Source organism: Micromonospora sp. HM134, assembly GCF_007833915.1.
Taxonomy (GTDB): domain Bacteria; phylum Actinomycetota; class Actinomycetes; order Mycobacteriales; family Micromonosporaceae; genus Micromonospora; species Micromonospora wenchangensis.
Genome location: NZ_CP041061.1, coordinates 3,182,494 through 3,206,612, shown reverse-complemented (window position 1 = coordinate 3,206,612; position 24,119 = coordinate 3,182,494). Strand labels below are relative to the sequence as shown.

Below are 24,119 nucleotides of genomic sequence, written 5' to 3'. Positions count from 1 at the left end.
TCAGCCCCCGATCGCCCGGAAGTAGTCGTACACGTGCAGGACGGCGAGCCCGATCGGCAGCAGGGCCACCGCCGCGGCGGTCAGGGTGAGGTCACCGACCCGCCCCCAGTACGGCGTCGGCCGCCGTCCGGTGAGGCTGTGCCCGGCCAGCAGCAACGCCGGTACGGCGACCGGCAGCACCGCCAGCGACACCACCCGCGCCAGCGGTCCCGCACCGGCCAGGGCGTCCACGGCGACCGCGACGAGCCCGACCAGCGCCGGCACCGCCTGGGTCAGCCGGTGCCAGGCGCTGGTCATCGGTCGGGCGTTGAGCGACCAGACCAGCGCGACCAGCAGCACCAGGGTCGCCTCCGCCCACCCCGCCCGGTGGGCCACCGGCAGCAGCGCCACGGCGGTTGCCGTCGCCAGGCCGGCGTACAGGGCGGTCATCAGCCGGTCGACGGCCCGCGCCCGGTCCATCAGCGGGCCGGCGGGTTCCGGGTCGATGTCCTCCTGGAGGTGCTCGGGTCGGGTCGGCAACGGGGCGAGGCGCATCCCGGCCAGCCGGAACGCGAACAGGGGCACCGTCAGCACCAGGGCGGTCGCGACCACCGCCACCACCGCGCCGGCCTGCGGCCCGGTCAGCCCACCGGCCGTGGCGACGGCCCCGCCGAGCACCCCCAGCAGCAGCGCGACGGAGCCGGCGACGAACAGCGGCGTGGCCGCGCCGAGCAGGCCGGCGGCGAGCACCGCCAGCGCCGCCCCGGTGGCGGTCCCGCCGAGCACCTGCGGCCCGGTCACCCCCGCTCCGACCGCCCCGCCGTCGCCGGGCAGCACCAGCCCGGCCAGGCCGGCGTAGCCGGTCGCGGCGACACCCAGCAGCACGCCGAACCCCCGCCCGGTGGCGGCCCGGACCACGGCGGCCCCGCCGCCCAGCGCCACCACCGCCACCGCCAGCGCCGCCACCGCCCGCAGCGGCACCGGGCCGGGCAGCGCCAGGGCCACCAGCCCGACGGCGAACAGCAGACCGGCCAGCCCCAGCACCACCGGGCGGACCAGTTCGGGACGCCACCGGCCGGGACGGTCCCGCACCCCGGTCGCCATCCCGTCGACGAGGTCGTCGAAGTCGACCTCGGGCAGCTGGTCGGCGCGCGGACGCAGATACACCAGGTCGCCGTCGTGCAGGTCGAGCGCGGCGACGCTGCTCTCCTCGTCCAGCGGGGCCGAGCCGGCACGTTGCAGCACCCAGCCGCCGTGCCGCAGCCCGGTGTCGGCCAACCCGTCCCCGAGGTGGTGCAGCAGCGCCGGCAACAGGTCGGCGACGACCACCCCGACCGGCACGGCGACCTCGATCTGCCGGCTCGGTCCGCGGACGACCAGCCGGCACATCTGCTCGGTCTCGGTGCCTGTCACGGCCCCTTCAACGGAACGGCCCGGAGAACGTTCAACGACCGATCGGAATTTTCTTCCCCCGCCGGCACGCCCCCGGCCGGAAACCGGGATCGACCCGGATCGGCCCGTGCTCCGTTGTGGAGGGGGGCCGACGGCCCGGGTGGAGGGAGACGAGCATGGGGACGGTGCTGTTCCGGCGGCCGGCACGGCGCAGCGGGCCGGAGATGCCCACCGGGGAGTTGACCCTCCAGGAGCCGCCGGAGCTGAGCGAGCCGCAGCACAACGGCGCCCGGCAGGCGATGATGGTGCTGCCGATGGCGCTCATGACCGGCGTGATGATGCTGATGTTCATGGGCCCGTCGCGGGGCCCGCTGACCTGGGTGATGGCCGGCATGATGGCGGTGGCCATGGGCGGGGTGATGATCGGTTCGGTCATCGCCAGCAGCGGGGAACGCAAGCAACGCCACGGCGGTGACCGCCGCGACTACCTGCGCTATCTCGCCCAGCACCGCCGCCGGGCCCGCCGCTACGCCCAGGACCAGCGCGACTCCAGCCTGTGGCGGCACCCCGACCCGGCGTCGTTGTGGTCGCTGGCGATGACCACCCGCCGCTGGGAACGCCGCCCCACCCACCCGGACTTCCTGGAGATCCGGGTCGGCACCGGCGAGCAGCGGTTGGCGGTCCGGATCGCGCCGATGCAGACCAAGCCGGTCGAGGATCTCGAACCGGTCGCCGCGAAGGCGCTGCGCCGGTTCATCCGGGCGTACAGCACCCTGCCGGACCAGCCGGTGGCGCTGTTCCTGCCGGGCTTCGCCGAGATCCGGGTGACCGGGGACCGGACGGCGGCACGGGCGCTGCTGCGGGCGCTGCTCACCCAGCTCGGCGCGTTGCACGCGCCGGAGGAGGTCCGGGTGGCGCTCTGCGTCGACCCGGACGGGTCGGCGGCCTGGGAGTGGGTCAAGTGGCTGCCGCACGCCCAGCATCCCACCGAACAGGACGCCGCCGGTGCGGCACGGCTGGCCGCCGACGGGATCGAACGCCTCGAACGGCTGCTCGGCGCGGAGTTCACCGGCCGCCCCCGCTACGAGCCGGGCGTCACCCCCGACCGGGACGAGCCGTACGTGGTGGTGGTCCGCGACGGTGGCCGGGTGCCGACCGGTCACCGGCTCACCACCGGCGGCTACCGTAACGCGGTCTTCGTCGACCTGGACGACCCGCCGGTGGCCACCGGGAAGGGCATCCTCAACCTGGAGGTCGCCGACGGCACGCTGACCATGCTCGGGCGGGACCGGGTGGGCCAGGAGACCCGGCAGGTGCTCGCCACCCCCGATCTGCTCGGCCCGGCGGCGGCCCGCACGGTCGCCCGGCTGCTGTCGCCCTACCGGCTGGCGGTCAGCACCGAACTCGCCCCCGAACCGATGAAGGCCGACTTCGACCTCGGTACGCTGCTGCGCATCCCCGACCTGGAACGGTTGGAGCTGGCCGCGCTGCGCGACCGGCGCGGGCCGGACGAGCGGCTGCGGGTGCCGATCGGGGTGGACGCCACCGGCGCCCCGGTCGAGCTGGACATCAAGGAGTCCGCCCTGGGCGGCATGGGCCCGCACGGGATGCTGATCGGCGCGACCGGCTCCGGCAAGAGCGAGCTGCTGCGGACGCTGGTGCTGGCGTTGGCCGTCACGCACTCCTCGGAGACGCTCAACCTGGTCCTGGTCGACTTCAAGGGCGGGGCGACCTTCCTCGGCCTGGACCGGCTGCCGCACACCTCGGCGGTGATCACCAACCTGGCCGACGAGGCGTCCCTGGTCGGGCGGATGCGCGACGCCCTGCACGGCGAGCTGGTCCGCCGGCAGGAGCTGTTGCGGGCCGCTGGTGGCTACAGCTCGGTGCTGGACTACGAGAAGGCCCGCGCCGGCGGCGCCCCGCTGGACCCGCTGCCCACCCTCTTCGTGGTCGTCGACGAGTTCTCCGAGCTGCTCGCCGCGCACCGGGACTTCATCGACCTGTTCGTCATGATCGGGCGGCTGGGCCGTTCGTTGGCCGTGCACCTGCTGCTGGCCAGCCAGCGCGTCGACGACGGCCGGATCGGGCAGTTGGAGTCGCACCTGTCGTACCGGATCGGGTTGCGGACCTTCTCGGCGATGGAGTCCCGCTCGGTGATCGGGGTGCCCGACGCCTACGAGTTGCCGGCCGCGCCGGGCAACGGCTACCTGCGGATGGACGTCTCGACGCTGCTGCGGTTCAAGGCCGCGTACGTCTCCGGCGAGTACCGCCCCCGCCGGGCCCGGGTCCGGCAGGAGGTGGTCCAGCGGCAGGTGGTGCCCTACCGGCTGGGCCCGGTGACAGCGGAGCAGCCGACGCCGTCGGTGCGGCCCGTCGACACCGCGCCCGCGACCGACTCGGCCGGAGCCGACGCGCCGACCGCCGGAGCGGGCACCCCGGCGAGCGGTCCGGCCGGGTCCGGGACGCCGCCGGTGGCCGGGGCGGAGCCGGCCGCCGGGCGTAGCGTGTTCGCGATCGTCGCCGACCAGCTCGTCGACTCCGGGCCACCGGCCCACCAGGTCTGGCTGCCGCCGCTGGCCGAATCCCCCACCCTGGACAGTCTGCTGCCGGCGCTGACCCCCGACCCCGATCTCGGGTTGGTCGCCGCGGACTGGCCCGGCAACGGGCGGCTGGTCGTCCCGCTCGGCTTCATCGACAAGCCCTACGAGCAGCTCCGCGACCTGCTCACCGTGGACCTGTCCGGGGTGGGCGGGCACATCGGCGTGGCCGGCGGCACCCGCAGCGGCAAGAGCACCCTGATCCGGACCCTGATCTGCGCGCTGGCGCTCACCCACCGCCCCACCGACGTGCAGTTCTACTGCCTGGACTTCGGCGGCGGCACCCTGGGCACCGTCGCCGGGCTGCCGCACGTGGGCAGCGTCGCCGGCCGGCTCGACACCGACCGGGTCGGCCGGACCGTCGCCGAGGTGACCGGCCTGATCAACCAGCGGGAGCGGCGCTTCACCGAGCAGGGCATCGACAGCATCCAGACCTACCGCCGGCTACGCGCCGAGGGTCGGGTCGCCGACGACCCGTACGGCGACGTGTTCCTGGTGGTCGACGGCTGGTTCACGCTGCGGCAGGAGTTCGAGCCGCTGGAGGTGGCGCTGCGGCAGATCGCCGCCCGGGGGCTCAACTTCGGCGTCCACCTGATCGTCAGCGCGGCCCGCTGGTCGGAGGTGCACCACAGCATGCGCGACCAGCTCGGCATCAAACTGGAACTGCGCCTCGGCGACGCCGTCGACTCCGCCATCGACCTGCGGTTGGCGGCCACCGTGCCGCGTGCCCCGGGGCACGGCCTCACCCCGGAGAAGCTGCATTTCCTGGGGGCGCTGCCGCGCATCGACGGGGCGGCCGACCCGGCGAGCACCGCCGAGGGGGCGCGTGAGCTGGCCGGCACGGTCGCCGAGTTCTGGGCCGGGCCGGTGGCGTCGCCGGTGCGTACCCTGCCGGCGGTGCTCCCCGCCGCCGACCTGCCGCCGGCCGAGGGCGACCTGTGGGTGCCGCTCGGCCTGGACGAGACCGACCTGAAGCCGTACTGGCACGACTTCGCGGAGCTGCCGCACCTGACCGGGCTCGGCGACAGCCAGAGCGGCAAGACCAACCTGCTGCGCCACCTGGCCCGCCTGATCGTCGGCCGGTTCACCCCGGCCGAGGCGCGCATCCTGATCGTCGACTACCGGCGGCAGCTGTTCGACTCGGTACCGGCCGAGTACCGCCTCGGCTACTCGGTCTCCACCGACTCCACCCGGGAGACCGTCGCCGACGCCGTGCTCGGCCTCAAGGGACGGCTGCCGGGTAAGGAGATCAGCCCCGAGCAGTTGCGCCGCCGCGACTGGTGGACCGGGCCGCGACTGTTCGTGCTGGTCGACGACTTCGAGATGCTCGCCGGGCAGGACAACCCCCTGCAACCCCTCATCCCGTACGTCCCGCACGGCGTCGACATCGGGCTGCACATGGTGGTCGTCCGGGGCACCGCGAACCTGATGCGGATGTCGATGGACCCGCTGCTGCGTCGCCTCCAGGAGGCCAGCAGCCCGGACCTCGCGCTGTCCTGCCCGCCGACGGAGGGGCCGCTGCTGGGCGGGGTGAAGGGACGGCACCTGCCGCCCGGCCGGGCGATGGTGCTGACCCGACGCGGACACCGGATGATCCAGACCGCGTACGTCGAACCCGACCCCGTGCCCGTCGGCTGACCGCCGGCCGGGCAGCACGGGGTGCGGGGCGGGTCAGCGCCGACGCCGACGCCGCACGCCGACGGTGAGGGTGACCAGGGTGAGGATCGCCGCCAGCACGGCGATCGCGCCGGCCGGGCTCTTCTGCTCCACGGTGGTGGCGACACCGGCCGGGGTGGCGTTCACCGCCGCCGCCGGGTTGATCATGCCCCAGCCGTGCCACGGGTCGGGCCCGCCCGCCGGGGGCGCCGCCCCGTCGGCCGTGGCCGTGACCCGGGCCGCCGCCTCGACCGCGTCCAACCGGGGCGCGCTGGAGCGGACCAGGGCGACCAGCCCGGCGACGAACGCCACGGCGTAGCCGGTGCCGGTGCCCTGCACCTCGCCCGAGCCGATCCCCAGGCCCACCACGTCCACGCCCGGCGCCACCACGTCGACCTCCCCCGGCCGGTGCACCTCGGCCAACCGGTCGTCCGGGCCCACCGCACCGACCCGCAGCACCCCCGGCGGCAGGGCGGCACCCTTCGCCGCCGTCGCCGGGCGGGCCGCCACCACCACGGTGGTGCCCCGGGTGACCGCCGCGCGCAGCGCCGCGACCACCCGCTTGTCGGTGGTGTCCACCGAGCCGCCGACCACGGCCACCCCGGCCCCGGCCGTGGTCGCCACCCGCAGCGCGGCCACCAGCTCGGTCGACTCCGCCGTCCCGGCGGCCATGCCGATCCGGACGGGCAGGACGGTGGCCTCGGGGGCGAGACCGACGAAGTCGGTGCCCCGCTGCCGGGCGGCGGCGACGATCCCGGCGAGCGCGGTGCCGTGGCCGGTGCAGTCCCGGTCCCCCCGGGCGTCACCGCCGGCCCCGGCGTCCGCACCGGGACGGACCCGGCCGGCGAGGGCCGGCGGGGTGGCGTCCACTCCGGAGTCGATGACCGCGACCGTGACCCCCGCGCCCCGGCCCCGGGTCCAGGCCACCTCCGGGGTCAGCCGTAGCTGCGCCCAGGGCACCCCGCCGATCCGCCGTTTCGGGGCCACCGTGCAGACCAGGGCGCTGGTCGGCGCGGTGCTCGGCCTTGGGCGGGGCGTCGCCGCCGGGCGGGCCGGGGTGAACACCGGCAGCGGGCCGTAGCTGACGCCCGCGCCGACGGCGTCCCAGGGCAGCACCAGGACCCAGCCCCGGCGCAGGACGGCGGGGTCGGTGACCGCGATGCCGTCCGGTTGGACCCGTCCCTTGTTCAGGGCGAAGATCTCCGGGTACCGCTGCGCGTCGCCGAGGACCCGTAACGCGACCTCCCAGAGGTGTTCGACCCGGCCCTGCTCCGCGCCGACCACCAGGTACTTCACGAAGCCGTTCGGCGCGACCCCCGGCCGGGCGGGCGCGCCGGCCGGGGGCGGGGGCACGGGGGCGGCCGTCGCCGGCGTCGCCACGGCCACCGTCGACGCCGGGACGGCGAGCCCACCGAGCAGGAGGGCGACCAGCGGACGGGACCATCGGGCCCGGTGGCGTCCGGTCACCGGAAGCGGGCGGGACAGCGCTACCTCCCAGCGTCGTCGTGGACCGCCCAGGCTACGGCCTCCCCCGTACCGGCCCCGGGTCCGGTCGGTTGCGATTCGGCCAACCGGGCGGGCGGACGGCGAAGCCGGACTGAACAGATCGCCGGTCGCCGCCGTTGTAGGCACCGGCCGGGGAAGGGCTCCACCCGGCGGAGGATCAAGGAGGCTGACCGTGCGATTCCCGACCACTACCGGTGCCGGGCGACCGGTGACCCGACGGGTCACCGGTCGGTCCAGGCGGCGCGGCATCGTCGTGACGACGGCGGCGGTCCTGGCCGCCCTCCTGCTCGCCGCCGCCCACGCCGCGGGGACGGTGCCCGCCGGGGCGACGTCGCCCGACCGGGGGTCCGTCCAACCGGCACCGTCACACGCGGGGTCGGTCGGGGCGGTGTCCGTTGACGCGACGCCGTCCGCCGCGAACTCCGCCGACACGACGCCGGCAGGGCGGTACTACGTGGTGGGGCCGCCGGTGGGCGGGCAGCGGGAGTACCTCTACCAGATCGCGGCCACCACCCTCGGCGACGGCAACCGGTACCGGGAGGTCTTCGAGCTGAACCGGGGCCGCCGCCAGCCCGACGGCGGACGGTTGACCGACCCGGCCGAACTCCGCCCCGGCTGGGTGCTGGCGCTGCCCCCGGACGCGCGGGGCCGGGCGTCCGCATCGGCCCGCTGCCCCCGGCCGGCGGGGACGACACCCCACCGGCCACGGCCGACCCGGGGCACACCGGTCAACTGGTCGTCCTGGCCGGACTCGCCGCCGTCGCCCTGCTCGTCGCCACCCTGCTGCGCCGGCCGCCCCGACGGCGGCGCGCCCTGCCCGGCCGCCCCGCCCGGCTCGCCCTCACGGCGGGCGGCGCGGTGCCGCCCGCCCCGCATCCGGCCACCGACGTCGACCCGGCCGTCGACGGTGCCCCCACCGCCGTGCCGGCCGGAACCCCGGATCCGGCACGACCGGGCCCACCGCGCCGACCGTCCCCCGTGGACCGGTCCGCCCCGCCGGCAGACCCGGTGGTACGCGCCGACGCCGCGGCACAGCCCGATCCGGGCCGTACCGCCGCTGTTCCCGACACCGGCCCGGTGCCGCCGGGCATCGACGGCGGCCTCGACACCGAGGTGACCTCGCCCGCCGGCACCCTGGTGGTCCGCGTGCCCGGGGTGGCGGCCGGTGGCGGGCAACCGCACCACGCCTGGCAGATCCCGGCGCAACCCCGACCGTCGATGCGGCTGCCGGTCCGGCTCGGCCACCGGCAGGGCTGGGCGCTCTGGGTCGACCTGGCCGGCACCTCGGACGTGTTCACGGTCACCGGCCCGGTCGAGGCCGCCCGGCACCGGGCCCGGACGCTCGCCGAGCAGGTACACACCGCCGGGCACACGGTCACCGTGATCGGTGACCTGTTCGGACCCGACCTGCCCGACGGCTGGGTCCGCCGGGCGGCCTTCCCCACCGGGGAGGCGGACCTGCCCGACGGTACCGGGGTGCTGTGCAGCGCCGCCCTGTCCGGCACCGAGTTGGCCTTCGCCCGCCGGATCGCCGCCCTGACCGGGCACCGGCTGGTGCCGATCGTCGTCGGCCGGGCGTTGCGGGCCCGCTGGTCGGTGACGGTCCGGCCGGACGTCCCGGCCCGGCCCGACCCCGTCGCCGCCGTCGCCCCGGCCGGTGCGGCCCACGGCGACGGGTCCCCTGCTGACGGTGGTACGCCGTGACCGGTGGCCGGTTTCCCCACGGCCCGGGTGAACCGTGACCGGCGGCGCGCCGTTGTGGTCCCGGGGTGCCACGTCGGACGGCCCCGCCGGGCCGGGGCGTCCCACCGGCCGATGCCCGCTGGTGACGAGGAGACGGTGGATGAGCCGGTTGCTGGTGTCCTGGACCCGGTCCCTGGGTTGCCTCATGGTGACCTGCGCGCTGGTGTTCGCCCCGCCCGCCCCGGCCCGGGCGGCCCCGCCACCGCCCCCGACGTACGTGAAGTACTACACGGTGTACGGCGGGTCCGAGGGCGCGGTGACGGACCTGACCGGGGTGGCCGCCCGGTTCCTGGCCGACCCCGACCGGGCCGACGAGGTCTACCGGCTCAACGAGGGCCGCCGGCAGCCCGACGGCCGGGCCCTGACCGCCGTCGGGCAGCGGCTGTCCCCCGGTTGGCTGCTGGTGCTGCCCTGGGACGCGTCCGGCGACGAGGTCCGCTACGGCCTGCTGCCGGCGGACACCCCGACGGCGAAGCCGGGCCGGCCCGCCGCCGGCGCGGGCGTTCCGGGCTGCGTCGCCGCCGTCTCCGGCGACGGCGGGTCCCCATGGGTCGACCCGGAGCTGTCCCCGGCGCGCGCCTGGCCGCACAGCACGGGTGCCGGGGCGCTGGTGGCGGTGGTCGACTCCGGCATCGACGGGGAACTGGCCGCCCTCGCCGGCCGGGTCGCGCCCGGTTCGGACGTCATCACCGGTAAGGCCCGCGCCGACACCGACTGCCTGGGCACCGGCACCGCCATGGCGAGTGTGATCGCGGCGGCCCCCGGCACCGGCTCACCCGCACCACCGGTGGTCGGCGTCGCCCCCGAGGCGGCGGTCCTGCCGGTACGGATCGTCGCCGACGCGACCGACGCCGATCCGCAGCGGACGGCCCTCGGCATCGAGGTCGCCGTCTCGGCCGGCGCGACGGTGGTGGCCCTGGGCGGGTACACGAAACTCACCGATCCCGCCGTGGCCGAGGCCGTCCGGTCGGCCGTGGCGCACGACGTGGTGGTGGTCGCCCCCGCCGCCACCGCCGACGGCACCCCGGCACCGGCCCAGGAGGGGCTGCTCCGGGTCGCCGGGGTCGGCCCCGACCGTCGGCCCGTCCTGGCGTACCCGGCCGGCGGGGTCGACGTGACCGCGCCCGGCCTGGACGTACCGACGCTCGCCGTCGGTGCCACCACGCCGCGGTCCCGCACCGGCACCGAGTACGCCGTGGCCTACGTCGCCGGTGTCGCCGCGCTGGTCCGCACGGCGCTGCCCGGGGCGGACGCCGTCCAGGTGGCCCGCCGGATCGCCACCACGGCCGACCCGGGCACCCGGTCGAGCCCGAGCCCGGAGCACGGCTGGGGCATGGTCGACCCGCTGGCGGCGGTCAGCACCGGCCCGGACGCGGCGGCGTCGCCGGCCCGTGCCGGCTCCGGCACCTGGCCGGCGCTGGTGGCCGCCGGGCTCGGGCTCCTCCTGCTCACCGTGGTGGGGGTGTTCGCCCGCCGGGCCCGCCGGCTCACCCACCGGGGAGCCGACACCGCCGTGCCCGCCGCCCCGGCGGCCCTGCCGGCATCGACGGAACCCGGGGAACCGGCGGCCCTGCCGGAACCGGTGGAACCGGCGGCGGCCCGGGGTGTGCTGCCGTGACCGGTGGGGCCGGTCGCCGTCGTGCCGGGTCCGTCGGGACGCTGGTCGCCGTCGCGGTGCTGGTGGGGTCGCCGGCCGGTGCCGCCGACGGGGAGCCACCGCCGCTGCCGGCGACGGCGGGGAGCTGCGTCGGACCGTCCCCGGTGACGGTCCGGGAGACACCGTGGGCGCTGCGCCTGCTCGACCCGCAGAGCAGCTGGCCGTTGACCCGGGGGGCCGGGGTGGTGGTCGCCGTGGTGGACAGCGGGGTGAGCGCCGCCGCGCCCGCCCTGGCCGGGGCGGTACGCGCGGGTGCCGACGTCACCGGTGGGCGGGCCGACAGCGACTGCGCCGGTCGGGGCACCGCCCTGGCCGGCATCGTCGCGGCCCGTCCGACCGCCGGCGGGGGCCCGGCCGGGATCGCCCCGGACGCCGAGATCCTGCCGGTGCGGATCACCGACGCGAACCGGCGGACCAGCCCGGCCCGGCTCGCCACCGGCATCCGGCTCGCCACCACCGCCGGGGCGGACGTCATCCTGGTTGCCACCGGGGTCACCACGGCGACCCCCGACCTGGCCGACGCGGTACGGGCCGCGGTCGACCGGGACATCCTGGTGGTCGCCGCCGTCACCGACCGGGGCGGGGACGACGGCGGGGACCCGCCGGTGGGCTACCCGGCCGGTTTCCCCGGTGTGCTGGCGGTCAACGCGGTCGGTGTCGACGGGACTGCCGGTCCGGTGGCGGCCGATGCGGGCACCGACCTGGCCGCCCCGGGGGCCGGGCTCGGGATCGCGCCGCGCGGGTCCGGCCACTACCGGATCGGTGGCGCGGCGGTCGCCGCCGCGTACGTCGCCGGGGTCGCCGCGCTGGTCCGGGCGTACCACCCGGGGTTGTCCCAGGCCGAGGTGCGCGCCCGGCTGGAGCGCACGGCGATCCCGGTCGGCGGGTCGACCCGGGGGGTCGGCGGTGGCACGCTCGACGCGTACGCGGCGGTCGCCGCGCTCGCGCCCCGGCAGGGCGACCCGCCGGTGCCGGTCGCGGCCGGGCCGGTCGTCGTGCCGACCGCGCCCGGCCCGTCGCGGGCCGCCCGGGTGGCCGGCCTGACCGTCCTCGGCGCGTTCGTGGTGACCCTGCTCGCCGCCGCCACGCTCACCCGCCGGGGCTCCCGCCGGCCCGGGTGAGCGGACGGCGGGATCATGACGTTGACGAAGAGGTTCGCGCGCCGGATCAGCCGACCGCCGACCGGGCCGCCCATCAGCGCCGAGAACCGTTCGACATGGCGGTCGCCGGTGACCGGCCAGGCCCAGGTGTTGCCGAGCGCCATGCCGGCGATGGCCCGCGCCCGACGGGCACACCCGTCAGGCGCGTTACAGCGGGGTGAGGAACAACCGCCCCCGTCCTGGCGGCTGCCGATCTGCCGCCGGTCTGGGCGATGTACGCGGCGGTGCTGCTGGTGCTCGCCCCGCTGGAGCTGTATCTCGTCCACCGGTTGCGGGGTGGCCGCGACGAGCCCGACACCCGCTGGCCGCGGCCGGTTCGGCTGCTGGCCCCGACGCTCGCCGTCGCGGCGCTGGCACCCGGCCTGGTGCCGCTCCACCACCTGTGGCAGCCGTACGCGTGGCTGACGGTGGCGGTCTTCGCGCTCCCGCTCGCGGTCGTCGCCCGACGCGCACGCGGCCTGGTCGTCGCGGTGTCGACCCACGTGCTGGTCAACCTGGTGACCTTCGTGGTGCTCGCCGTGGGGGCGGTGCAGCGCTGACCGGCGGCGGGCCCTGGGGCGTGGCCGGTGGACGGTAGGATCGCCCGGTGGACCTGGATGCCGTGGCCGCCCGGCTCGGGGTGCCCGTCGAGGAGGTCGAGCGGGTGCACCGGCTCGCCGGTGACCGGCCGTCGGCCCCGCTGCCCGACCGCGCCGACGCGCCCGCGCTGCTCGACCGGCTGGGGGTGCTACCGGACGACGCCGCCGAGATCATGGCCGGCTGGCCGGACCAGGATTCTCCCTTGTGGACGCCGGAGCTGCGCTGGCTGCTGGACCGCTCGACCGCCCTGGTCCGCGCCGACCTCGGCGGGCGCGAGTGGCTGTCGCCCGGCCCGGAGCTGCCCCGCGACCGGGGGCCGGCCTGGCGGCACCTGTACGTCTACGCCTACCTCGCCCTGGTCGACGTGGTCACCGGATACCACCGCGAGCACGGCGTCGCCGGGTCCGTCACCTGGACGACCCTCGCCGACCTGGGTCGCAACCTGGCGATCGACAGGCGGATGCGCGGCGAGGGCTGGCCGGTCATGCAGAGCTGGCTGACCCTGCACGCCCGGGGCGGCCTCTACGAGCTGGGCCGCCTCCAGCACGAGCGGGGCGCGACGGCCATCGGGCTGCACGTCCCCGACGCGGGGCCGCTGACCCCGGAGGCGGTCGACGCGTCGCTCGACGAGGCCCGGGAGTTCTTCCCCCGGCACTTCCCCGACGAGCGCTACACCACGTTCTCCTGCGGCTCCTGGCTGCTCGATCCGCAGTTGCGCGACTACCTCCCCGGGGATTCCAACATCATCCGGTTCCAGCGCCGGTTCGAGTTGCTCCCCTACGTGCCGGCCGACGGGCCGGACGCCGACGTCGAGGTGCGCCGGTTCGCCTTCCGTACGCTCAGCACGCCGCTGGAGCAGTTGCCCCGGCGGACGGTGCTGCAACACGCGATCGTCGACCACCTGGCGGCCGGTGGCCACTGGCAGTGGCGGCACGGCCGGTTCCCGCTCTAGGGGGGGTGGACGGCTGCCGGACATGGTGCGGACCCTCCCCGACGGCACCGACCGCCACCTGGGACGGCTCGCCGTCGTACCCGACCTCACCCACCGTCCGCCTGGCGAAGCAACTGCCCGGCACCGGACGCTGACCGGCCCGCCGGCCCACGCCGGGCTCAGGTCGGTGTGTCGCTGCCGGTCGGTGCGCCGGTCGGCTCGGAGACGTGTGCGGTGACGATCCGCCAGCCGACGGGCAGGCGTACCCAGGTCTGGGTCTGCCGACCGGTGACGGCGGTGCCGGGGTAGCCGAACCGGGTGGTCACCACCGCGAGGTCCGGGCCGAACGTGGTGACCACCGGGTCGACCAGCCGGCGGCCGGGCGGCAGCGGCGGCTGGGCGGCCCGCCACTTGCGCTGTTCGTCCCAGCCGTACTGGTGGTCGGCGAGGCCGAACCGCACGGTCCGGTCGGACTCCCAGAAGTAGCCGCAGATCCGGTCCGCGTCCCCGTCGACCAGCGCCTGTTCGTAGCCGGCGAAGGCCGCCGTCACCTCGGCGACCACCTCCGCCCGGTCGATCTCCATGTGGTGCGTCCCTTCCCGTCGTCGGATGGCTGAGCCGGTGGACCCGGTCGGTGGTACGGGGTGGGGCCCACCGACCACCGACCGGGCCGGTCGGCTCAGCCGTTGACCGCCGACGTCGGCCGGGTGCCGTCGGCCGGACCGCCCGGGGCCGGCACGACGGTGCCGGTGGCCGGGGCGGTGGCGACGGCCGGGGCGGGCGGTTCGTGCCGGCGGTCCAGCTCGGCCTCGTCCGGGTCGGGGACGCGGGGCGTGGGCCGGCCCAGCGCGAAGACCGCGCAGATCACCGCGACGAAGAGGTAGCCGAGCGCCACCGGGCCGTTGGCGTTCCACTCGATCTTCTCGCCGTGGATCAGCCCGACGAACGACAGCACCGCGCCGACCCCGGCGAAGACCGCCGCCCGGACGAACCGCTTGTCGATGATGAAGACCACCACCGCGCCGAGCACCAGGCCGGCGAGGATCGCCCCCTGGCCGAGCACGAGCAGCCCGTCGTAGACCACCCCGGCGCCGTTGAGCGCGTCGTCGCCCACCGCGGCGGCGGTGGTGCCGGCCGCCGCCAGGGTGTTGTCGATCTGGCTGGTGGCCCAGGCCGCGATGTTCGGGATGAGCGCGGCGACCACGGCGGCGGCGTGCGCCCTCGGCGTCGCCTGGAACGCCTGCGCGCCGATCAGCAGCCCGATGTAGAGCAGGATCGGCACGATGGCGGCCGTCGGGAAGATCGTCGCGAGCAGGCCGAACATGCCGAGGAAGCACAGCACCGCGATCACCACGCCGGTCGCCATCGAGTAGCCGGTGCGGCCACCGGCCGCCTTCCAGCCCGGGTGCCCGACGTAGACGGCGGGCGGGAACGGCGAACCGAGGGCCGCGCCGATCACCGCGCCCGCCCCGTCGGCGAGCAGGACGCTGCGCAGGTTGTAGTGGTCACCGGCGGTCGCCGCGCTCTCCACGTTGGACATGCCCTCGGTGAAGTTGTAGACCCCGAGCGGGATCGCCGTGGCCAGCAGCGGCGCCATGTCGCCCAGCCCGGTGAGCAGCAGGTCCAGCTTGAACGAGGGTACGGCGACCGCGACGTCCCGGGCGGCGGCGGTGACGTCCGGCACCGACATCGCCCCACCGGCCCAGCCGATCGCCGTGCCGACCAGCAGCGCGGCGAGCCCGATCGGGAACTGGAAGGGCAGCTTCACGTCGGTGAGCAGACCGATCAGCAGCAGCGCGAACACCGGCAGCGCCACCCAGGCGGTCCGCCACATCTGCCCGGCCGGATTCATCGAGATGAAGGTGACGGAGATCCCGGCCAGGGTACCGAGCAGGGCGGCCCGGGGCGCGTACCGGCGGATGTACGGGCCGACGAACGCGCCGATCAGCACGATCACGCCGATGATGAAGGCCCAGGCCAGTCCCGCCTCCCAGGCCCGCACCGGGTCCCTGGTGCGCAGGTAGATCGGCAGCATGATGACGAAGATGACGATGAACATGTGCGGCACGCTCGGCCCGTACGGCAGGGCGGTCACGTCGGTGCGCTGTTCCCGGCGGGCCAGCCGCCGCGCCAGCAGGGTGTAGTAGACGTTGCCGACGACCAGGGCGATGCCCAGCGCCGGCAGGATCGTGCCGAACACCTCCCCCTCGGGGAGGTTCACCACGGCGACGCAGAGCCCGGTCAGGGTGAGCACGTTGACCAGGACGTTGACGCCGAAACCGAAGAACGCGTTGGTGTCGCCGCGCACCCAGTACGGGAGCGCGACGACGGTGGGCTTGGTGGGGACCATGGCTGCTCCCGGTCAGGAGGAGGGGTGCGACACGGAGGTGGTGGCGAGCGCGGCGCGTACCTGTGGGGAGTCGGCGACCCACCCGAAGATCCCGCCCTGGGCGGCGATCATGTCGAGCCCGACCCGGTGGAACTCGGGGAAGTAGGACCCGACGCAGTCGGCGAGCACGAGGCACTCGTACCCGCGGTCGTTGGCCTCCCGGACGGTGGTGTGCACGCACACCTCCGTGGTGACCCCGGTGACCAGGAGGCTGCGGATGCCCCGCGCGTGCAGCAGGGCGTCCAGGTCGGTGGCGTGGAAGGCACCCTTGCCGGGTTTGTCGACGACCGGTTCGCCGGGCAGCGGCGTCAGCTCGTCGATGATGTCGTGGCCGTACTCGCCCCGCACGAGGATGCGGCCGTTGGGGCCCGGGTCGCCGATCCGCCTGCTCGGTGCGCCCCGGTGCAGCTTGGCCGGCGGGCAGTCGGACAGGTCGGGCAGGTGCCCCTCGCGGGTGTGCACGACGGTCAGGCCGGCGGCGCGGACGTCGGCCAGCAGCGCCGCCAGCGGCGCGATGGTCCGGCGGAGCTGACCGACGTCGTTGCCCAGGCTCTCCCCGAAGCCGCCGGGCTCCAGGAAGTCGCGCTGCATGTCGATGACCAGCAGCGCCGTGCTGGCCGGCTCGAAGGAGTACGGGGTGGGCCGCGCGGCGGCGACGGTCGTCATGGGCGTTCCTCACCTCACCGTGGCGGCGATGACGTCGTCGGAGGTGGCGACGCAGCCGAAGACGCCGCCCTGCATGGTCACCATGTGCAGGGCCGCCTCGTGGTTGCCCTTGTCGGTCGCGCCGGTGCAGTCGGCCAGGATCAGGCACTCGAAGCCCCGGTCGTTCGCCTCCCGCATGGTGGTGTGCACGCACACGTCGGTGGTGATGCCGGTGAGGATCAGGTGGGTGACGCCCCGGGTCCGCAGCACCAGGTCGAGGTTGGTGGCGTAGAACGCGCCCTTGCCCGGCTTGTCGACGATCACCTCGCCGGGCGCCGGGGCGACCTCGGGCACGATCTCCCAGCCCGGTTCGCCCCGGACCAGGATGCGCCCGGCCGGGCCGGGGGCGCCGATCTCGGCGCCGATCCGGGCCGACCGCCAGCGCTTGTTCGCCGGCAGGTCGGACAGGTCCGGCTGGTGTCCCTCCCGGGTGTGCACGACCAGCATCCCGAGGGACCGGGCGTGCGCCAGCAGCCGGGCGGTGGCCGGCAGCCCGGCCCGGGTGAGTCCGATGTCGTAGCCCATCGCGTCGACGTAGCCGCCCGGCCCGCAGAAGTCGGTCTGCCAGTCGATGCAGAGCAACGCGGTACGCGTGGTGTCCACCGTGCCGTCGTACGGCCACGGGTAGGGGTTGGCCGGTACCGGCCCGATGCTGCCCATCCTCGCTCCCTGTCGTCGTCGAAGGTGCTGTCCGGATCACCGTCGGGCGGCACGCCGCCAGGCCCGCCAGCCGCCGGTGGCGCTGATGTCCTCGACCTGCGGCCCCACCGCGTACGCCTCGCAGAGGAAGCCGAGCACGTCCCGCCCGTCGTGCAGCCGGACCCAGCCGAGGCAGAGCGGTGCCGGCACCCCGGTCAGCAACGGTCCGACGGCGGACGCCGGCAGCCGCCACAGCTCGACGTCGATCGGTTGGCCCGGCGGGCCGTCCGGGGCGGCCCGGACCAGGCCGGGCAGTCCCTCGTCGTCCGGGGTGTCCAGCCGGTAGAGCCGGTAGAGCGGCGCGGTCCGGGCCGCGCCGACCAGGGTGGCCCCGTGCCCGGTCAGCTCGCCGTTGCGGGATTCGCCGGCCAGGTGCCGGCCCACCACGGCGAGCAGCAGCTCCGCCGGGGCGGGAGCCGGCACCGGGCCACCGCCCGCCGCCGCAGCCACACCGTCGTCCACCACACCGTCGTGCGCTACCGCCGGCGGCGCGCCGCCGTCCGTCACCGCCGCCGCGGCGGTGCCCGCCCCGGCCGGGTGGGCGTCCACCGGGGTGGGCTCGGTGGCGGTGGTGAGGGCGGCGGCGAGCCGGGCCAGGGTGAGGTCGCTGAACGCCGGGCCGATCAGGGTCAGGCTGGCCGGCCGGCCGCCCTCGGTGAACCCGTTGGGCACGGTCACCGCAGCCAGGTCGAGCAGGTTGGCGAACTGGGTGTAGCGGCCGAGCGTGGCGTTGCGGCCGATCGGGTCCTCGGCGATCTCGTCGAGGGTGAACGTGGTGCCGACGGTGGGCACCACCAGCAGGTCGATCTCCTGCCACCGCCGGTCGACCCGGGCCCGCAGTTCACGGAGCCGGTGCTGGCCCCGGAAGGCGTCGACCGCGTCGTGGCGTCGTCCGGTCTCCAGCACGGCCCGGGTGACCGGGAGGACCGACCCGGGATGCGCCCGCAGGAAGTCGCCCAGGGCGACGAGCCGCTCGGCCACCCAGGGCCCCTGGTAGAGCAGGTCCCCCGCCGCGAGGTAGTCGTCCAGCGGCACCGGCAGCGCGGCGGCGACCAGCGCGCTCAGCCGCCGTACGCCGACCGCGAACCGGTCGGCCTGCCCGTCGTCGCCGAAGAAGTCGAGGTCCTCCGGCCGGGGCACCCCGAGGCGCAGCGTCGCCGGCACGGCGGCGACCTCCCGTCGCGCCGGCAGGGCACGGCCCCACGGGTCGGCCGGCGAGACGCCCCGGGCGGCGTGCAGCACGTCGACCGCGCCCGTGACCTCGGTGGTGAAGACCGACACGCAGTCCAGCGAGCGGCAGGCCGGCACCACCCCGGCGGTGCTGAGCAGACCCCGGGTGGGTTTGAGCCCGACGATGCCGTTCAGCGCCGCCGGGACCCGGCCGGAGCCGGCGGTGTCCGTACCCAGGGCGAAGCTGACCTGGCCGGCGGCGACCGCGACGGCCGAACCGGAGCTGGAGCCGCCGGAGACGAGCCCGCCGCCGAAGACGCTCTCGCCGCTGCCGTACGGCGATCGGGAGCCGGTCAGGCCGGTGGCGAACTGGTCGAGGTTGGTCTTGCCGACGAGCAGGGCACCGGCGTCGCGCAGCCGGCGCACCACGGGAGCGTCCTCGGCGGCCCGGTAGCCGAAGTCGGGGCAGCCGGCCGTGGTGACCATCCCGGCGACGTCGATGTTGTCCTTGACCGCGAAGGGGATGCCGTACAGCGGCAGCGCGGCGGGATCGTGGTGGCGGGTCAGTTCCTCGGCGCGGGCCCGCAGCTCGGCGGCCGGGACGGTGCTGATCCAGACCGGTCCCCCGTCCCGCCCGGCGAGCCCGGCCAGGACGCGTTCGACCTGGTCGACGGGGGTTGTCGCCCCGCTGCGGTAGGCCGACCGTAGTTCCGGGACGGTGCCGATGCGCTCTGACATACTGTCGATTGTCGACTGTCTTGTTACGACCAACGGTCCACGTCGTAACGACGCCATGACGGCCCGCAGGCCGGACCGGCCCACCTTCTCCCGGTAGCCGTCCGCATCGTGATGCCCGCGCCCCGCTCGGCCCGCCGGGAAAAGGAACGATCGTTCTTGACTGGTCGTTCCTCAATCGTTAGGGTTCTCGGCATGGGTCGCCCGAGAGGTTTCGACGAAGAAGTCGTGACGGCCGCGGCGGCCGAGCTGTTCGCCGGCCGGGCCTACGACGGGGTGTCCGTCGACGACCTCGTCCAGCAGTTGGGAGTGCACCGCAACAGTCTGTACAAGACCTTCGGCAGCAAACGGGGGCTGTATCTCGCCGCTCTGCGGTGGCACCTCGATCACCGGCTACCGCCACTGACCGAGCAGCTCGCCGCCGGCGCCGAAGTCGCCGACGACTCCGCACTCGATCTGCTGTTGTTGGCGGCGGTCGAGCGCGCTCCCCGCGACGTCGAGGTAGCCGCCCTCGTGACCAAGGCGTGGCAGGCGCTGGATCAGGCCCTGCAGCGGGCGTCGGTGAACGACACCGACGGCTCTCCCTCGACGGCGTTGAACGCCCTGCTGGGCGAGCGGCTGCGGGCTCGTGCCGCTGCGGCGACGGCCGGCCCCTCATAGCCCCACCCTCCCCCGCCCGGCGCTGCTCACGCCGGTGCCCCACCATGCCCTGCGGCCGGTGCCGCCGGGCTTACGAAAGGACCTACGACATGGCCAGTGTCCGCATCGAGGGCGACGATCTCGTCGTGGAGATCGAGGGTATGGACAGGTTGTGGTCGCTCAAGAGCCGTTTGGTGATCCCGTTGGCCAATGTCCGCGGCGCCACCGCCGACCCGGGTATCGCCGCCGAACCCAAGGGCCTCCGGGCACCGGGAACGAGTCTGCCCGGGGTGATCACGGCCGGCACCTTCCATCAGGACGGTGAGCGCGTCTTCTGGAACATCCGTGACGGTGCCCGCGCCGTCGTCATCGAACTCGCCGACGAGCACTACGCCCGCCTGGTGGTGGAGGTCGTCGACCCGGCCGCCACGGTCGCCCTGATCGAGCAGGCGGTCCTGCGATGATCTCGCTCGGCCGGATGCCGCACACCGCCCGCCGGATCGCATGGAGAGCCGCGATCGGCGCCGTCACGCTCGGGAGCATCGCCGCGGGGGCCCTTCCCGCCGGTGCCGTGCGGGCCATGCCGACCACGCCCGCCATGGACCGCGAGATCAGCTTCACTGTGGACGGCACCGTCACGTACGGCACCCTGCACATCCCCGCCCACCGTCGGGGGCGGCAGATGCCGGCCGTGTTGTTGCTGCCTGGCAGCGGCCCCACCGACCGCAACGGCGACCAGCCGCCCGCGCTCACCCCGCACACCCTGGCCAAACTCGCCGATGCGCTGGCGCGCGACGGAGCCGTCAGCCTGCGCTTCGACAAGTACGGCACGGGCCGGACCGGGCTGGGCGCCTACGCCGAACATCCCGAGACGATCGACTATCCCGCCTTCGTCCGCCAGGCCGATGCCGCGTACCGGCTACTCGCCAGCCAGCCCGAGGTCAACCGGCGAGCGGTACGGCTGATCGGGCACAGCGAAGGTGCGCTGACGGCACTGCAGGTCGCGGTCACCGCCGAACCCCGTGCAGCCGGGGTCGGGCTGTTGCAACCCCTGGCACAACGGTTCCTCGACGTGCTCGCCCGGCAACTGCACGACCAACTCGCCGCCGCCGTCGCCGCAGGTCAGCTGAGCCGGCAGGAGCAACGCACCATCGGACGCGCTGTCGACCGGGCCGTCGCCGATCTCCGGGCGCACCGCCCGCCCGACACCACCGGCATGCCGCCCGCCCTCGCCGCACTCTTCCAGGCCCTCGGCGGCCCCAACCGGCGCTACGTGGAGACCATCGACGCCATCGACCCCGCCTCGGTCGCACTCCAGCTACCGCCCCGGACCCCTGCCCTGCTCACCTGCGGAACCATCGACCAGCAGGTCCCGTGCCACACGACCACGCGGCTGGCAACGGCGCTGGAGCGGGCACACACCAGCGGGTCCGGCCGCATCGTGCTGTCCGGCGTGGCGCACGATCTGACCGACCCCGCGAATCCGGACGTGCTCGCCCCGGCGACACTCGACGCACTGCACCGGTTCATGCGGCACGGCGCCCGATAGGCGAGGCCCATGCTCACGATGCCCGGTGTGATGGGCATGCCGGTGGGGTCGCTGCCACCCTCGACCGGCCACGCGCCGTCCCCGCCCCTCAAGCTCCTTAAGACGGAACCTAGCCGAGGTACGAACGCGCGCCGTGCGCGGAGAGCACGGCGAGCACCTCCTCCGGGTCACCCCCGGCGACCGCCTCGAACAGCCGCTCGTGCCGGTGCACGCCGTCGAGCGGCTGGGCCAGCTCCGCCTCCCGGCGCAGGTTGATCGCCATGTAGAGCTGCAACTTCACCAGGATCGAGTCGTACACGTCGGACAGTTTCCGGTTTCCGGCGAGCGCCACCAGCGCGACGTGGAACGCCCGGTGCGCCTGCGCGACCAGCATCCGGTCGCCACGCCGTACCGCCTCGCGCATCTGCTCCAACGCCGCCCGCAGGCCGGCCAGGTCGCCGTCGCGGCCCACCGGGATGCCGGCCCGCACCGCGAACCGCTCCAGCACGTCGCGCAGCTCGTAGAGTTCCCGCACGTCGCGGTCGGAGAGGGTGGCGACCCGGACCCCCCGGCGGGGCACGTGCTCGACCAGCCCCTGCTGGGCGAGCAACCGCAGCGCCTCCCGCAGCGGCGCCCGGCTGATCCCCAACCGCCGGGTCAGCTGCTCCTCCACCAGGCGTTCACCCGGGTCGCTCCTGCCGCTGAGGATCTCCTGGGTGATCCGGATGACGGCCAGCTCCACCAGGCTGACACTCTCCAGCTCACCATCCATCGGCGATGCGGCCACGTCGTTCACTCCGCTGAGTCTGCCATCTGTCCCCCGGCGGTCGGCGTCGCGGCGTCACCCCGCCGGGGTGACGCCGCGACGGTCCGGCCCGTACCCCGGCTGCCGGGCCTTCCGCCCCCGCTCAGCGTCCCTGCCAGTCCTCGGCCGCCGTGAGCGGCACGGGGTGGGGTCGCCGCACCGTCGTGTCCAGCGTGATCCGCCGGCCCTCGGTCGCCGACCGCAGCAGGCCGGTCATCGTGTCGAGCACGTGCAACGCCAGGTCACCGCCCGCCCGGGGGGCCCGCGCGTCGTCGGCCCGCACCGCGTCGATCAGGCCGAGGCCCCGGGCGCCGTCCCGGTAGCCCGCCGTCGGTGCGAGCACCCGCCAGCCGTCGCCGCCGAGCGGGCACAGCCGGACCTCGCCGTCGAAGTAGTTCGGGTCGGGTACGGCCAGGGTGCCGCTCTCCCCGTGCACCTCGATCGGCGCGGCCGTCGTGGTCACCCCGTCGAAACTGGTCGTGAGGGTGGACAGCACCCCGCTGTCGTGTTCGAGCACGCCGGTCACGTGGGTGTCCACCAGGACGGGGACGCGCTGGCCGAGGCGCGGGCCGTTGCCGACGACCCGGTCGGAACGCAGCCGGCTGGCCGCCCCGGTCACCGCGCGGACCGGACCGAGCAGGTGGATCAGCGCGGAGAGGTAGTAGGGGCCCATGTCCAGCAACGGGCCGCCACCCGGGGCGTAGTAGAAGTCGGGGTGGGGATGCCAGCGCTCGTGCCCGGGGGTGACCATGACGGCCGAGGCGGCCAGCGGACGCCCGATCAGCCCGCCGTCGATCGCCGCGCGGGCGGTCTGGGTGCCGGTGCCCAGGACGGTGTCGGGCGCGCAGCCCACCCGTACCCCGGCCGCGGCGGCCCGGTCGAGGACCGTACGGCCCTGCGGCAGCTCCACAGCGAGCGGCTTCTCCACGTACACGTGCTTGCCGGCGTCGATCGCGGCGAGCGAGACCTCCACGTGGGCGGCGGGGATGGTGAGGTTGAGGACCGTCTGCACGTCGGGGTGGTCGAGCAGGCGCGCGACGCTCATCGCCTCGGCGTCGGGGAGGGTCGCGGCGGCTGCGGCCGACCGGTCGGCGTCGAGGTCGGCCACCGCGACGATGCACAGCTCGGGGTGGTGGGCCAGGGTGTCCAGATAGGCGCGGGAGATGACCCCGAGCCCTACGACGCCGACGCGGTGCGGGTCGCCCACAGCATGCCCCTCTCGATGACGGTCCGCACGGACGGGTGCTCCAGCACGTCGAGGCTGTGCCCGGGGGTCGTGACGACGACCCGGCCGGCGCCCCAGCGCCGGGTCCAGATCGCCGGCGAGGTGACCGGCCGGTGCCAGGGGTGCCAGTCCCGGGTGGGGTGGACGGTGCTGGCGAGGACGTCGACCAGGTCGTCGTGCAGCACCCAATACTGCTCGGTGACCAGGTCGAAGTCGGCGATCCCGGCGGTGATCGGATGCTGGCGGCCGAGGTCGGTGACCGTCACCGTGTGCGGCAGGAAGTTGTCCTCCTCCCCGCCGCGCCGCTCGCAGGGCTCCCGCCCGGGGTGGGTCGCGAACTGGCCGCCCACCAGGTGCAGGTAGTCCGACGAGGCGCGGAACGCGTCCACGATGCCGCCGTGCCAGCCGGTCAGGCCCGTCCCGGCGACGACCGCCGCGCTCAGGCCCGCCACCTGGTCGGCGGTGATCTCGGCCATCGTCATGCACTGCACGACGAGGTCGGTGCCGGCCATCGCGGCGGCGTCCGCGTAGACCTCGGTGGACTCCTCGATCCGTACCGAGTAGCCGTTGTCCGCCAGGAACGGCAGGAACAGTTCCGTCGCCCGGACCGGCTGGTGTCCCTCCCAGCCACCGCGTACCACCAGTGCTCTGCGCTGCGTCACGCTCGCTCCCCTCCACGGTCCGTCGCCGGCCGGGCCGGCCAGTGCCGGGCCGGCGACGGGCCGCCGCCGGGCGTGCCGGCCGGGCACCGAAACCGTACTCGGCTCCGCCGACACGATCGGCCCCGCGCGGATCGCGGCAGCGCCGACGGACCGGACCGCAGCGGCTGCGGGGACGGGTCCAGGGCCGGGGCGTCCACGGGCACAGGGCGACCTCGGTGGCCTGCTTGAGGGCCGCGTGGGTCGCGACCGGGTCGACGCGGCGTCGCGCCTCCCCGGCAGCGTGGTCAGGGCGGCGGTGGCCGCACCGACGGACGCGCCGACCAGGGCGGCGGCGCTCACCTCGTCGAGGCGGTCGGGATAGG

The 24,119-nt window shown here is 75.4% G+C and carries 20 protein-coding genes; 9 read left to right on the top strand and 11 right to left on the bottom strand.

Annotation, left to right across the window (positions count from 1 at the left end; genetic code table 11):
• Entirely contained in the window at positions 1 to 1,392 is a 1,392-nt protein-coding gene (gene eccD, locus FJK98_RS13900) for a type VII secretion integral membrane protein EccD (protein WP_145919388.1), read from the bottom strand.
• 155 nt (positions 1,393 to 1,547) lie between these two features.
• Between eccD and eccCa the strand changes: the two genes are divergently transcribed.
• Positions 1,548 to 5,606 carry a type VII secretion protein EccCa gene (eccCa, locus tag FJK98_RS13895; protein ID WP_145919387.1) on the top strand — a complete coding sequence of 1,353 codons (4,059 nt, stop codon included), beginning with the start codon at positions 1,548 to 1,550 and terminating at the stop codon, positions 5,604 to 5,606.
• A 33-nt stretch (positions 5,607 to 5,639) separates the two neighbouring features.
• On the opposite strand, the gene FJK98_RS13890 is transcribed toward eccCa, so the two are convergent.
• Both FJK98_RS13890 and FJK98_RS13885 read right to left on the bottom strand, forming a co-directional pair.
• The gene (locus tag FJK98_RS13890; RefSeq protein WP_145919386.1) at positions 5,640 to 7,091 is read right to left on the bottom strand and encodes a S8 family serine peptidase; all 1,452 of its coding nucleotides are present in this window, start codon (positions 7,089 to 7,091) and stop codon (positions 5,640 to 5,642) included.
• A gap of 531 nt (positions 7,092 to 7,622) precedes the next feature.
• The gene (locus tag FJK98_RS13885) at positions 7,623 to 8,006 is read right to left on the bottom strand and encodes a hypothetical protein (RefSeq protein ID WP_145919385.1); all 384 of its coding nucleotides are present in this window, start codon (positions 8,004 to 8,006) and stop codon (positions 7,623 to 7,625) included.
• A gap of 102 nt (positions 8,007 to 8,108) precedes the next feature.
• Between FJK98_RS13885 and FJK98_RS13880 the strand changes: the two genes are divergently transcribed.
• The 5 genes from FJK98_RS13880 (at position 8,109) to FJK98_RS13860 (ending at position 13,221) form a co-directional block, all read left to right on the top strand.
• On the top strand, positions 8,109 to 8,834 hold the full coding sequence (locus FJK98_RS13880) for a hypothetical protein (RefSeq protein ID WP_145919384.1): 726 nt from the start codon (positions 8,109 to 8,111) through the stop codon (positions 8,832 to 8,834).
• Between the two features lie 139 nt (positions 8,835 to 8,973).
• Complete coding sequence (locus FJK98_RS13875; protein WP_145919383.1) at positions 8,974 to 10,491, top strand: S8 family serine peptidase; 1,518 nt, start codon at positions 8,974 to 8,976, stop codon at positions 10,489 to 10,491.
• Positions 10,488 to 11,651 carry a S8 family serine peptidase gene (locus FJK98_RS13870; RefSeq protein ID WP_168222458.1) on the top strand — a complete coding sequence of 388 codons (1,164 nt, stop codon included), beginning with the start codon at positions 10,488 to 10,490 and terminating at the stop codon, positions 11,649 to 11,651. Before FJK98_RS13875 ends, FJK98_RS13870 begins: the two co-directional genes overlap by 4 nt.
• A 251-nt stretch (positions 11,652 to 11,902) precedes the next feature.
• Positions 11,903 to 12,229, top strand: a complete 327-nt coding sequence (locus FJK98_RS13865; protein ID WP_145919381.1) for a type II CAAX prenyl endopeptidase Rce1 family protein — start codon at positions 11,903 to 11,905, stop codon at positions 12,227 to 12,229.
• 47 nt (positions 12,230 to 12,276) lie between these two features.
• Positions 12,277 to 13,221, top strand: coding sequence for an acyltransferase domain-containing protein (locus FJK98_RS13860; RefSeq protein ID WP_145919380.1), 945 nt, complete (start codon positions 12,277 to 12,279; stop codon positions 13,219 to 13,221).
• Between the two features lie 158 nt (positions 13,222 to 13,379).
• Here FJK98_RS13860 and FJK98_RS13855 read toward each other — a convergent pair whose 3' ends face one another.
• From FJK98_RS13855 to atzF, 5 genes are all read right to left on the bottom strand, one after another.
• Complete coding sequence (locus FJK98_RS13855) at positions 13,380 to 13,784, bottom strand: AtzH-like domain-containing protein (protein WP_145919379.1); 405 nt, start codon at positions 13,782 to 13,784, stop codon at positions 13,380 to 13,382.
• 95 nt (positions 13,785 to 13,879) lie between these two features.
• A complete protein-coding gene (locus tag FJK98_RS13850; RefSeq protein ID WP_145919378.1) occupies positions 13,880 to 15,550 on the bottom strand; it encodes a regulator in 1,671 nt (556 codons plus the stop codon).
• Between the two features lie 12 nt (positions 15,551 to 15,562).
• On the bottom strand, positions 15,563 to 16,255 hold the full coding sequence (locus FJK98_RS13845) for a cysteine hydrolase family protein (RefSeq protein WP_145919377.1): 693 nt from the start codon (positions 16,253 to 16,255) through the stop codon (positions 15,563 to 15,565).
• Between the two features lie 9 nt (positions 16,256 to 16,264).
• Positions 16,265 to 16,954 carry a cysteine hydrolase family protein gene (locus FJK98_RS13840; RefSeq protein WP_145919376.1) on the bottom strand — a complete coding sequence of 230 codons (690 nt, stop codon included), beginning with the start codon at positions 16,952 to 16,954 and terminating at the stop codon, positions 16,265 to 16,267.
• Positions 16,955 to 16,990: 36 nt separating this feature from the next.
• Positions 16,991 to 18,901, bottom strand: a complete 1,911-nt coding sequence (gene atzF / locus FJK98_RS13835) for an allophanate hydrolase (RefSeq protein ID WP_145919375.1) — start codon at positions 18,899 to 18,901, stop codon at positions 16,991 to 16,993.
• A 192-nt stretch (positions 18,902 to 19,093) separates the two neighbouring features.
• On the opposite strand from atzF, the gene FJK98_RS13830 reads away from it, so the two are divergent.
• The 3 genes from FJK98_RS13830 (at position 19,094) to FJK98_RS13820 (ending at position 21,086) form a co-directional block, all read left to right on the top strand.
• Positions 19,094 to 19,558: a TetR/AcrR family transcriptional regulator gene (locus FJK98_RS13830; RefSeq protein WP_145919374.1), complete on the top strand. Its 465-nt coding sequence runs from the start codon at positions 19,094 to 19,096 to the stop codon at positions 19,556 to 19,558.
• Positions 19,559 to 19,647: 89 nt separating this feature from the next.
• Positions 19,648 to 20,001 (top strand): hypothetical protein, encoded by a 354-nt coding sequence (locus tag FJK98_RS13825; protein WP_145919373.1) that lies wholly within the window; start codon positions 19,648 to 19,650, stop codon positions 19,999 to 20,001.
• 116 nt (positions 20,002 to 20,117) lie between these two features.
• A complete protein-coding gene (locus FJK98_RS13820) occupies positions 20,118 to 21,086 on the top strand; it encodes a S9 family peptidase (RefSeq protein ID WP_205789444.1) in 969 nt (322 codons plus the stop codon).
• A gap of 109 nt (positions 21,087 to 21,195) precedes the next feature.
• Here FJK98_RS13820 and FJK98_RS13815 read toward each other — a convergent pair whose 3' ends face one another.
• From FJK98_RS13815 to FJK98_RS13805, 3 genes are all read right to left on the bottom strand, one after another.
• On the bottom strand, positions 21,196 to 21,861 hold the full coding sequence (locus FJK98_RS13815; protein ID WP_145919372.1) for a GntR family transcriptional regulator: 666 nt from the start codon (positions 21,859 to 21,861) through the stop codon (positions 21,196 to 21,198).
• Between the two features lie 112 nt (positions 21,862 to 21,973).
• Positions 21,974 to 23,077, bottom strand: coding sequence for a Gfo/Idh/MocA family protein (locus tag FJK98_RS13810; protein ID WP_145919371.1), 1,104 nt, complete (start codon positions 23,075 to 23,077; stop codon positions 21,974 to 21,976).
• Entirely contained in the window at positions 23,047 to 23,757 is a 711-nt protein-coding gene (locus FJK98_RS13805; RefSeq protein ID WP_145919370.1) for a ThuA domain-containing protein, read from the bottom strand. Before FJK98_RS13805 ends, FJK98_RS13810 begins: the two co-directional genes overlap by 31 nt.
• Positions 23,758 to 24,119 lie beyond the last annotated feature (362 nt).

Excerpts from the sequence above, each read along its gene's own strand:
- FJK98_RS13855 (WP_145919379.1), bottom strand. The coding sequence starts at position 13,784 with ATGGAGATCGACCGGGCGGAGGTGGTCGCCGAGGTGACGGCGGCCTTC.
- eccCa (WP_145919387.1), top strand. The coding sequence starts at position 1,548 with ATGGGGACGGTGCTGTTCCGGCGGCCGGCACGGCGCAGCGGGCCGGAG.
- FJK98_RS13865 (WP_145919381.1), top strand. The coding sequence starts at position 11,903 with ATGTACGCGGCGGTGCTGCTGGTGCTCGCCCCGCTGGAGCTGTATCTC.
- atzF (WP_145919375.1), bottom strand. The coding sequence starts at position 18,901 with ATGTCAGAGCGCATCGGCACCGTCCCGGAACTACGGTCGGCCTACCGC.
- FJK98_RS13885 (WP_145919385.1), bottom strand. The coding sequence starts at position 8,006 with ATGCGGGGCGGGCGGCACCGCGCCGCCCGCCGTGAGGGCGAGCCGGGC.
- FJK98_RS13830 (WP_145919374.1), top strand. The coding sequence starts at position 19,094 with ATGGGTCGCCCGAGAGGTTTCGACGAAGAAGTCGTGACGGCCGCGGCG.
- FJK98_RS13840 (WP_145919376.1), bottom strand. The coding sequence starts at position 16,954 with ATGGGCAGCATCGGGCCGGTACCGGCCAACCCCTACCCGTGGCCGTAC.
- FJK98_RS13850 (WP_145919378.1), bottom strand. The coding sequence starts at position 15,550 with ATGGTCCCCACCAAGCCCACCGTCGTCGCGCTCCCGTACTGGGTGCGC.
- FJK98_RS13845 (WP_145919377.1), bottom strand. The coding sequence starts at position 16,255 with ATGACGACCGTCGCCGCCGCGCGGCCCACCCCGTACTCCTTCGAGCCG.
- FJK98_RS13825 (WP_145919373.1), top strand. The coding sequence starts at position 19,648 with ATGGCCAGTGTCCGCATCGAGGGCGACGATCTCGTCGTGGAGATCGAG.
- FJK98_RS13820 (WP_205789444.1), top strand. The coding sequence starts at position 20,118 with ATGCCGACCACGCCCGCCATGGACCGCGAGATCAGCTTCACTGTGGAC.
- FJK98_RS13875 (WP_145919383.1), top strand. The coding sequence starts at position 8,974 with ATGAGCCGGTTGCTGGTGTCCTGGACCCGGTCCCTGGGTTGCCTCATG.